General features: G+C 64.5%; 8 protein-coding genes and 2 pseudogenes. 4 read left to right on the top strand and 6 right to left on the bottom strand.

Features of this window, described 5'->3' with window-relative positions; all coding sequences use genetic code 11:
- Positions 1-1,144: AMP-binding protein (locus tag V7E26_RS27210; protein ID WP_324422313.1), on the bottom strand; the 1,144-nt coding region annotated here is incomplete at its 3' end.
- A 218-nt stretch (positions 1,145-1,362) separates the two neighbouring features.
- Positions 1,363-2,076: a tetratricopeptide repeat protein gene (locus V7E26_RS27205; RefSeq protein WP_324422311.1), complete on the bottom strand. Its 714-nt coding sequence runs from the start codon at positions 2,074-2,076 to the stop codon at positions 1,363-1,365.
- A gap of 253 nt (positions 2,077-2,329) precedes the next feature.
- On the opposite strand from V7E26_RS27205, the gene V7E26_RS27200 reads away from it, so the two are divergent.
- Both V7E26_RS27200 and V7E26_RS27195 read left to right on the top strand, forming a co-directional pair.
- Positions 2,330-3,100: a hypothetical protein gene (locus V7E26_RS27200; protein WP_324422309.1), complete on the top strand. Its 771-nt coding sequence runs from the start codon at positions 2,330-2,332 to the stop codon at positions 3,098-3,100.
- A 78-nt stretch (positions 3,101-3,178) separates the two neighbouring features.
- On the top strand, positions 3,179-4,711 hold the full coding sequence (locus tag V7E26_RS27195) for a cation:proton antiporter (protein WP_324422307.1): 1,533 nt from the start codon (positions 3,179-3,181) through the stop codon (positions 4,709-4,711).
- Between the two features lie 6 nt (positions 4,712-4,717).
- Here the strand turns inward: V7E26_RS27195 and V7E26_RS27190 are convergent, their stop codons facing one another.
- The 4 genes and pseudogenes from V7E26_RS27190 to V7E26_RS27175 all read right to left on the bottom strand — a co-directional run.
- Entirely contained in the window at positions 4,718-5,521 is an 804-nt protein-coding gene (locus V7E26_RS27190) for an SDR family NAD(P)-dependent oxidoreductase (protein ID WP_324422305.1), read from the bottom strand.
- 103 nt (positions 5,522-5,624) lie between these two features.
- Positions 5,625-6,032: a DUF1850 domain-containing protein gene (locus V7E26_RS27185; protein ID WP_324422303.1), complete on the bottom strand. Its 408-nt coding sequence runs from the start codon at positions 6,030-6,032 to the stop codon at positions 5,625-5,627.
- A pseudogene (locus V7E26_RS27180) lies at positions 5,993-6,493 on the bottom strand (TRAP transporter large permease subunit); the annotation flags it as partial. The pseudogene V7E26_RS27180 and the gene V7E26_RS27185, both read right to left, overlap by 40 nt.
- Positions 6,494-6,495: 2 nt before the next feature.
- Positions 6,496-7,143, bottom strand: a pseudogene (locus tag V7E26_RS27175) (TAXI family TRAP transporter solute-binding subunit); the annotation flags it as partial.
- Between the two features lie 196 nt (positions 7,144-7,339).
- Between V7E26_RS27175 and V7E26_RS27170 the strand changes: the two are divergent.
- Together V7E26_RS27170 and V7E26_RS27165 are read left to right on the top strand one after the other, a co-directional pair.
- Complete coding sequence (locus V7E26_RS27170; RefSeq protein WP_324422301.1) at positions 7,340-9,367, top strand: TRAP transporter permease; 2,028 nt, start codon at positions 7,340-7,342, stop codon at positions 9,365-9,367.
- Between the two features lie 28 nt (positions 9,368-9,395).
- The coding region (locus V7E26_RS27165) for a TAXI family TRAP transporter solute-binding subunit (protein ID WP_324422299.1) at positions 9,396-9,658 on the top strand (263 nt) is incomplete at its 3' end.

The following is a 9,658-nucleotide window of genomic DNA, read 5'->3' as shown; positions in this document are numbered from 1 at the left end:
TCGGCGGATCGGCGCGCTCGCCGGCCAGGAACAGCGTGCGGAATTTCGACAGGTCATATTTGCGGATGAAGGCGCCGTCCGGATCCTCCTTGCGGATGGCGCGGAAGGCCGTGGGCGCGGTGAACAGCGCCACCGCCTTGTGCTCGGAGATGACGCGCCAGAATGCGCCGGCGTCGGGCGTGCCGACCGGCTTGCCTTCATACATGATCGAGGTGGCGCCGTGAATCAGCGGACCGTAGACGATGTAGCTGTGGCCCACCACCCAGCCGATGTCGGAGCCGCACCACCAGACCTCGCCGGGCTTGATGCCATAGAGGTTGAACATCGACCATTTCAGCGCGACCAGGTGCCCGCCATTGTCGCGCACGACGCCCTTCGGGATGCCCGTGGTGCCCGAAGTGTAGAGGATATAGAGCGGATCGGTCGCCAGCACCGGCGTGCACGGCGCGGCCTTGCCCGCGGCAAGCGCGGCGCGGCGCAGCGTCGCCCAATCATGGTCGCGGCCGGCGGTGAGTTCGCAAGGATGCTGCGGCCGTTGCAGGATCACGCACGCCTGCGGCTTCGCGCTCGATAGCTCGATCGCGGCGTCGAGCAGCGGCTTGTATTGCACGATGCGGCCGGGCTCGATGCCGCAGCTTGCCGAGAGGATCAGCTTCGGCTTGGCGTCGTCGATGCGGGTCGCGAGTTCCTTCGCCGCGAAGCCGCCGAACACCACGCTGTGCACCGCGCCAATCCGCGCGCAGGCCAGCATCGCAACCGCCGCCTCCGGCACCAGCGGCATATAGAGAATGACCCGATCGCCCTTGGCCACGCCGAAATCGGCCATCACGGCGGCGAGCGTCTGCACCTCCTTGAGCATCTCGGCATAGGTGAATTTCGAGATCGAGTTGGTCAGCGGTGAATCGTGGATCAGCGCGACCTGGTCGGCGCGGCCACCCGCCACATGACGGTCGAGCGCGTTGTAGCAGGTGTTGACGACGGCGCCGGCGAACCAGCTTCCATAGGCGCCCGCCGAGGGATCGAAGACTTTGGTCGCCGGTTCGATCCAGTCGATTTCGCGCGCAGCCTCCGCCCAAAACTCTTCCGGGTCAGCCATCGAGCGGGCATGGACCTCGTGGTAGCGGCTGTTGCTCTGGATGTTCATGGCGTGCTCCCGGGACGTTCGCCTGTCATCGTCATGCCCGGGCTTGGCCCGGGCATCCACGTACCTTGTCTGGCTCGATAGGGCGTGGATGGCCGGGACAAGCCCGGCCATGACGGCTGGGCAATCACTTTATTGCAGGCATTGTCACGGGAAGTTGCGCCAGATCAAGCCGGAACTGCTCGTCCGTTCGGTTAAAGCGCTATCGGGCCGAAGGCAGCCTAATATCCGTCGATGCCGTTGATCTTTTGCAGACGGTCGCGCATCGCCTTTTTCAGGTCATAGCCTGCCCGGCCAAATTCGCGGTTGCGCTGGGCGATGTATTCCTCCTGCGCGCGGCGCAGCTTGCGCGCCTGCGGCGGGGTCATTTTCTCGGCAACCGCCCGCTGATACGAACCCTGGACCTCGCGATCGAGATCGGCGAGTTCGGGATTGGCGCAGATCGCCTTCTCCACCCTGCGGCGGGCGGTGGCGCAATCAAAGCTCGGCTTGCCGGCGACCGCCTTCAGCGCGCCCTGCCGTTCCGCCTCCAGCGCCAGCGCCCTGTGGTTGGCGCGCGCGGCAACATGATCCGGATTCAGCTTGATCGCTGCGGCGAAGTCCGCGACCGCCTTTGGCAGATCGCCCTTCTTGCGCAACAGTTCGCCCCGCGCGTTGTGAACATCAGCCTGCGCGGAATCGAGCCGCAGCGCGCCGTCATAGTCGGCGATGGCGCGATCGATCATGTCCTTGCGCTCATAGGCGGTGGCGCGCGCGATCAGCGCCTTGATGCGGTCGGCCTTCTCGGTCTTCGCATTGTCGATCAGCGCACCGCAGACGCTGATTGTCCGGTCGTGATCCTGCGAAAGCGAGGCGGCAAGACAGGGCGCAGGATCGACGCGCATATCCTTGGCCGGCTCGGCGCTGGTCGCGCATGCAGCATGGATAGACGTCATCAACAGCAGGGAAACTGCCAGCAGCCTTCGGATGTGGTGATAACCTCGCATGGATGGTCCGGATGCGTCCTTCGATTGCCGCCCGTTCTAGCAAGGCTCCCACTTCTCCGACAACGGCGGGCTTCAAATTGTCGCGGAGTCCCCGGGGACAGAATTTGACCGAACGGTGGCGCGCGGGAGAGCCTGCTCGCCACACGCAAAACGATAGAAAATTTGTCATGAACCTTTTGCCGATATTGCTGACACAATTACCATGACCATATTGACCCACTTGAATCCGCCGCGTGTCATCGCGCAATCCGAAACCCGTTATTTCTATTTCTATATGGCGCTGGCCTGCATGGCCGTCGCCTTCCTCGGCTTTGCGCCGACCTACTGGCTGCCGCTGGCGAGGAAGTCATTCTCCGCTTCGCCGGTCGTGCATCTCCATGGGCTGTTGTTTTTCGCCTGGTCGCTTTATTTCGTATTCCAGAGCTGGCTTGCCGCATCCGGCAAGGTCGCCCGGCATCGCGCCATCGGAATGATCGGCGTCTCGCTGGCGACCGCGATGACGATCTTCGGCTTCCTCGTCAGCGTCAACGCGATGAAGCGCGCGGCGGAGGCAGGCCTTGCCGCCGACGGAATCGCATTTGCGATCGTTCCGCTAAGCGGAATTGCCTTCTTTGCCGTCGTCTTCGCGCTGGCCATTGCATCCGTCCGTCAGCCCGAGACCCACAAGCGGCTGATGCTGCTGGCAGGCATCTCGCTGCTCGACGCCGCGGTCGCGCGCTGGTTTCTCACCTTCCTCGCGCCTCCCGGCCCGCTCGGCCCGCCGCCGGTGCCGGTGACCATCCCGCCCGCCTTCGTCGCCTATCTCCTGCTCGTGGTCGCCATGGTGTTCGACTGGCGCACGCGCGGCCGGCCGCATCCGGTTTATGTCTACGGCGGCATCGCGCTGATCGCGATCAAGCTTCTGAACTGGCCGATCAGCCTCTCTCCGCTGTGGCATTCCTTCGCCGGCGGCATTCTGGCGATGGCGCAATAGCAGGCGAGCGGCGTATTCTCCTGCCGGGTAGTGCTAGATTGATGGCGACATCGATCTTGACCGGCAGGGAATCTCAAGTTGCTCGCATTCGAATGGATCATCGGGCTGCTGCTTGGCGCGGTGCTGCTCTCCGCGCTGGCACGGCGGCTCAACGTGCCGTACCCGACCTTTCTCGCGCTCGGCGGCGTGGCGCTGGCGTTCGTGCCTTCGGGGCCGCAATGGATGCTGGAGCCCGACCTGGCGCTTGCGCTGTTCGTGGCGCCGGTGCTGCTGGATGCGGCGTTCGACACGTCGCTGCGCGACCTCAGGAATAATTGGCTCCCGGTCTCCACGCTCGTCCTCGTCGCGGTCGGCCTCACCACCGCCTCAGTCGCGACGCTCGTGCATTGGCTGCTGCAAGACATGCCCTGGGCAGCCGCGATCGCGCTTGGCGCCATCGTCGCGCCACCGGATGCGGCGGCGGCGACCGCGATCCTGCGCCAGGTCAACCTGCCCTACCGCCTGCTCAAGATCCTCGAAGGCGAGAGCCTGCTCAACGACGCCAGCGCGCTGCTGATCTATCGCGTCGCCGTCGGCGTCGCGGTCGCCCATCATTTCACATGGAGCGCGTTTGCCCCCTCGCTCGCTCTGGCGCTGGTCGGAAGCCTGCTCGCCGGCTATCTCTGCGCCCGGATCTGGATGCCGGTGACGCAGCGGATCACCGAAGCGCCGAGCGCGATCATCATGCAATTCGCCGGCACATTCACGATATGGATCGTGGCCGAACACCTCGGCCTGTCAGGCATTCTCACCATCGTCGCCTACGCGATCACGCTTGCGCGCACCTCGCCGGCGCAGATGCCGGCGAGGCTGCGCGTGCCGACCTATGCGGTGTGGGAAACCGTGGTCTTTGTCCTCAACGTGCTGGCCTTCGTGCTGATCGGGCTGCAGTTGCGGCCGATCTGGGAACGGCTCGACGATCCCGTGCGCTGGAAGTATTGCCTGGTCGCCGCCGCCGTGCTCGGCGTTGTCGTGCTGACGCGCATCGTCTGGGTGATGTTCTATGGCGCGGTGCTCCGATTTGTGATTGCGCACCGCCTGCTGAAACAACCGATGACATCCCCTATCGTCAAGGGCGGCATCGTCGTCTCCTGGTGCGGCATGCGGGGCATCGTTACGCTCGCGGCAGCGTTCGCGCTGCCGGAAAACTTTCCATATCGCGATCTGATGCTGCTGACGGCGTTCACGGTGGTGCTGGGATCGCTCGTGGTACAGGGCCTGACATTGCGGCCGCTGATCACAGCGCTGCGGCTGAAGGATGATGATCCCGTCAAAGCCGAGGTGGCGCGCGCCCGCGCGGTGGCCTACCGTGCCGCGCTGAACGAGGTCGACGGCGATCCATCCGAGGAAGCCGAGCTTCTCCGGCTCGAATATCGCGCGCTGCTGCTCGGCGCCGGCGACGATGGCGGCGTCTCCAGTGGCGAACTGCCGGCCGATCCCCTGCGCCGCCGCGCCATTCGCGCGGCGCGGCAATCGGTCATCGACCTGCGGGAATCCGAGGAAATCGGCGACGATGCATTCCACCTGATCGAGGAGGAACTGGACTGGGCGGAAATGAGCGCGCGCGGCTGAGCGCGATCAGGCCGACTTCACCGTGATCCCGCCATCGACCGCGAGTTCGATGCCGGTGACGTAGCGGGATTCGTCGGAGGCCAGAAACAGCGCGGCATTGGCGACGTCCCAGGCATCGCCCATGTGGCCCATCGGCACCTGCGCGTCGCGCGCCCGCCACATCGCCTCGACGTCGCCTCCGGAATAGCTGGCCGCAAGTCCGGCCGAATGGGCGACCATCGGCGTCTTCATCAGGCCGGGGAGGATGCAGTTGACGCGGACATGATCTTTCGCGAACTGCACCGCGGTCGTGCGCGTCATCTGGTTCATCGCCGCCTTCGAGGCTCCATAAGTAACGTAGGAAATTCCGACGTGGCGAATCGATGCGATCGACGAGATGTTGATGATCGAGCCGCCACCCTGCTTCTGCATGATCGGGATGACGTGCTTCATCGCGAAATAGGCGCTCTTGAGATTGACCGCGAACACGCGGTCCCATTCCGCCTCGTTCACCTCGACGACGCTGCCCATCTCGGCGATGCCGACATTGTTGTCGAGCACGTCGATGCGGCCATAGGCCTTCAGGCACGCCGCCACCATGGCCTGCACTTCGGCCTCGCGCGAGACGTCGGCGGTGAAGGCGGTCGCCTTGCCACCCTCGCCGGTGATGATGTCGGCGGTCTCCTGCGCCGCGGCGGCGTTGCGGTCGACGCAGAATACCTGCGCACCTTCGCGCGCGAAGGTCACCGCGGTTGCCTTGCCATTGCCCCAGCCCGGGCCGATCGAGCCCGCGCCCACCACCATCGCCGTCTTGCCCTTGAGCCGTTCCATCGCGCTTCTTCTCCCGTGATTGTTCCCTTGTAGCCCGGGCGAGCGAAGCGACCCCGGGATTCTTTTCGGCATCTTTCCCGGATTTCGCTTCGCTCCATCCGGGCTACGGATTATCGCAAACGCGCATTGTCGTGCTGCCGATGGGATAGCCGAAAATATCCGGCAATGTCCGGCATTTTCCGCCAACGCATAGCCGCCATTCGCCGGCCGCGCCGGAATTGCCGAGCACGACCTCCGGAAATACCCCGCGCTTCGGCCGCCATTGAAACCAGCCATCGACCAGCCGCGCCTCCGGCGACGGCTCCATGCCTGCGCCGCTGCCCTTGACGCGCGCCTGCACGAGCAGCAGCCCCGCCGGCGTCACGTGCCAGTCCTCCTGCCAGTCGATTTTTTCGACCGAATGCGTCCAGGCAAGCGTGAACGCCGCCACCGAGAGCGTCTTGACGACGCCGGCGGAAGCAAGACACAGGCTCAAGCGGCGGCCACCGCGTTGCGCGACCGTTGCCGCCATTGCCACAGCAAAACGGCAGCCGCCAGCGCAAAGCCGATCGTGTCGCTGAAAGCGAAGTCGCCGAGCAGGCACAGCGCCGCGACAAGGGCCGCAGCGGCCTCCAGCCATGTCAACCGCGTGAACAGGAAGCCGATCGTGACGATACCGAACAGGCCTATCGCCACCAGCGCCTTGAACGTTGCCAGCGCCACCGCAGCGTAGAAACCGAGCTTGATCGCCATCGGGTCGCCGGCTTGCAGCATCAGCGCCGGCGAGTAGACGAAGATGAACGGAATGACGTAACCCGCGAGCGCAACGCGCATCGCTTCCCAGCCGATCCTGTCGGGATTTTCCTTCGCGATCGGCGCGGCCGCGAGCGCGGCGAGCGCCACCGGCGGCGAGAGGTCGGCCAGGATGCCATAGTAGAACGCGAACATGTGGCTGGCGATCAAGGGTACGCCGAGCTTGGCGAGTGCCGGCGCGCCTTTGGAACCGAGACCACCGTGATCTCGGTCGAGGTCGAAAGACCCTTCAACGACGCCACGCCGAGCCCGGCCGACTGCAGCGTCGCATTGAGCTGGCGGTTCTTCATCAGCTCGACGGATTCGGCAAACGGCAGATATTCGACCTTGCCGATGTTCTTGTAGGTCATGCCGGCCGCCGCGAGGATCGCCCGCGAGTTCAGTTCGGTCCCGGACCTTGGCGCGCCGACCGAGAGCGTCTTGCCCTTGAGGTCGGCAAGCGTCCTGATGCCGCTGTCTGCGGTGGCGACGATCTGGATGTAGTTCGGGTAGATCGCGCCGATGGTGCGCAGCTTGTCGAGCTTCGACCTGAAGCCTGCCTCCTCCTCGCCGTCCCAGGCCGCCTTCAGGGAGTCGCCGAGCGCAAAGGCGCGCTCGCTGCGGCCCTGTTGCAGCAGGGTCAGGTTCTCCACCGAGGCCTTGGTCGCCTGCACCTGGGTTTTGACGTTGGCAATCCTGTCGCTGTAGATCTTCCCGATAGCGACCCCGAGCGGGTAGTACACGCCTGAAGTGCCGCCGGTCAGGATGTTGATGAACGACTGCGCCTCTGCGCAGGGTGCAAAAAATATCGCCGCCGTGGCGACGGCGGCTGCAATCAATCGGGGGGTCATGAAAACGTTCTCCGATTATTTTGGGCGTGAAACTGGCTGGGCGGCGGGGCCCGGTCAAGCCGTCCCACAAGCTGACGGGATGCGCGCGATATAAGCCTACAAGCCCCTTGCCACGACTACCCAAATTGGACTGAATGCGGCTCGCGAAAGGCCCGCAGGACACCGGGCCGTGGGGTAAACGGGTCCCGGGGAAAGTATGGCTCAAGACAAGACAACACCGCCGAATGACGAGATCGTCGCGGTATCGGACGAAGCGCTGCAGAAGGCGGAATCCTTCGTCGAGGCGGAAGAAGGTGCCGCCAACCGCCTGATGGGGTGGGCGGGCAGGATATCGACCGCGATTGCCGTGGTCATGAGCCTGTTTCACCTCTATGCGGCCTACGCCATCGTTCCGACCCAGGAACTTCGCTACACCCATGTCGCCTTCACGCTGGTGCTGAGCTTCCTGCTGTTTCCGCTGGCGACTCGCTTTCGCAACCGCGTGCGCTGGTGGGACGTCGTTCCCGGGATTTTCGCGGTTGCAACCATCGTCTACGCATTGTGGGGCGGTGATGATTTCACCGATCGCGCGACCACGCCCGACCACTGGGACGTGATCGTCGGCATCGTCTTCATCGTGCTGGTGCTGGAGGCTACGCGGCGCACGACGGGCCCGATCATGCCTGTGGTGTCGATCCTGTTCATCGCCTATGCGATGCTGGGTCCGCATCTGCCCGCCCCCTGGACCCATCGTGGCTACGACGTGGCTCGCCTGGTCGGTCACCTCTTCATTACCCTGGAAGGTATTTTCGGCGTCGCCGTCGACGTGTCGGCGACGCTGATCATCCTGTTCACGATCTACGGCGCGTTCCTGCAGCAATCCGGCGCCGGCAAGTTCTTCATCGATTTCTCACTGGCGCTGATGGGCGGCAAGCCGAACAGCGCCGGTCGCACCGTGGTGCTGTCGTCGTTCCTGCTCGGTGGCCCCTCAGGATCCGGTGTCGCGACCACGGTGATGATCGGGACGGTCGCCTATCCGATGATGGCCAAGGCGGGCTTCGAGCGGAATGCCGCGGGCGGCCTGCTCGCCGCCGGCGGGTTGGGGGCGATCCTGTCGCCGCCGGTGCTCGGCGCCGCCGCGTTCCTGATCGCCGAGTTTCTCAAGATCAGCTATCTCGACGTGATCTGGATGGCGACCATCCCGACCTGTCTCTACTACATGTCGCTGCTGTTCATGGTCGAACTGGACGCCAAGAAATTCCACGCCAAGGACGTGATCTTCACGCCGGAGATGTCGCTCGGCCAGATGACAAGGCGTTACGGCTTCCACTTCATCTCGCTGCTTGCCGTTGTCGTGTTCATGATCATCGGCTACTCGCCATCGCTGTCGGTGTTTTACGCCATTGTTGTCACGTTCGCGCTGAGCTTCCTGCGCAGGGAAACGGCGCTGATGCCCGGCAAGCTGGTGAAGGCGCTGGCCGACGGCTCGATCGGCGCACTGAATGCGGCGACCACCTGTGCCTGCGCCGGCATCGTTGTCGGCATCGTGACGCTGACCGGCCTCGGCCTGAAATTCTCGTCGATCGTCATCAGCTACGCCGGCGGCAGCCTGCTGCTGACGGCGATCTACACCTCGCTGATCGTCTGGATCATCGGCCTCGCGGTACCCGTGACCGCCTCATACATCATCTGCGCGGTGATTGCGGCGCCCGCGCTGATCAAGCTCGGCGTGCCCGATTACGCCGCGCATATGTTCATTTTCTACTATGCGGTGCTGTCGGAAGTGTCGCCGCCGACCGCCCTGTCGCCGTTCGCGGCGGCCGCCATCACCGGCGGCGATCCCTACAAGACCACGCTGCAATCCTGGAAATACACGCTGCCGGCGTTCCTGGTGCCGTTCGTGTTCGTGCTCGACCCGCAGGGCCCCGGCCTGCTGCTGTCGATCCCGAAGGGCGGCTCCTGGATCGATATCGTCGAGATCACGATCAAGACGACCTTCGGCCTGCTGGCGCTGGCGGCGTTCGCCCAGAACTGGGCACTGCGACAAAATACGCCGATCGAGCGCGGCCTGCTTCTGCTATCGGGATTGCTGCTGGTGTTCCCGAGCCTGATCGAGGCGATCGTCGAATGGATGATCGGCCGCGACATCAGCTACACCTACGTGCCGGGCCTGATCATCGGTCTCGGCGTGGTGCTGTGGCAGGCGCGCACACGGTCGCCAACGCGGCCGGCGGTAACAACGTAAGTCAGGGAAGCGATTGAGGATGAAAACAATGAAGAAGACCGTAGCCATACTGGCCATGACGATATCAGCCACGCTGGCGTTCGCGGGCGTGAGCCACGCGCAGCAGAAGACCATGTCGATCGGCACCGGCGGCACCGGCGGCGTCTACTATCCGCTCGGCGGCGCCGTCGCCAACGTGCTCTCGAAGAACCTGCCGAACGTGCAGGCCACCGCCGAAGTCACCGGCGGCTCGGTCGACAATCTCAAGCTGATCGGCGCGGGCAAGAGCGAACTCGGCTTCACGATGGCCGA

Origin of the sequence: Bradyrhizobium sp., assembly GCF_036735945.1 — a bacterium.
Classification (GTDB): domain Bacteria; phylum Pseudomonadota; class Alphaproteobacteria; order Rhizobiales; family Xanthobacteraceae; genus Bradyrhizobium.
Note: the sequence above shows the minus strand (reverse complement) of the source record. Positions and strands in the feature narration are given on the sequence as shown.

Coding starts and splice junctions, on each gene's coding strand:
- V7E26_RS27205 (WP_324422311.1), bottom strand. CDS start 2,076: ATGACGTCTATCCATGCTGCATGCGCGACCAGCGCCGAGCCGGCCAAG.
- V7E26_RS27200 (WP_324422309.1), top strand. CDS start 2,330: ATGACCATATTGACCCACTTGAATCCGCCGCGTGTCATCGCGCAATCC.
- V7E26_RS27190 (WP_324422305.1), bottom strand. CDS start 5,521: ATGGAACGGCTCAAGGGCAAGACGGCGATGGTGGTGGGCGCGGGCTCG.
- V7E26_RS27185 (WP_324422303.1), bottom strand. CDS start 6,032: ATGGCGGCAACGGTCGCGCAACGCGGTGGCCGCCGCTTGAGCCTGTGT.
- V7E26_RS27170 (WP_324422301.1), top strand. CDS start 7,340: ATGGCTCAAGACAAGACAACACCGCCGAATGACGAGATCGTCGCGGTA.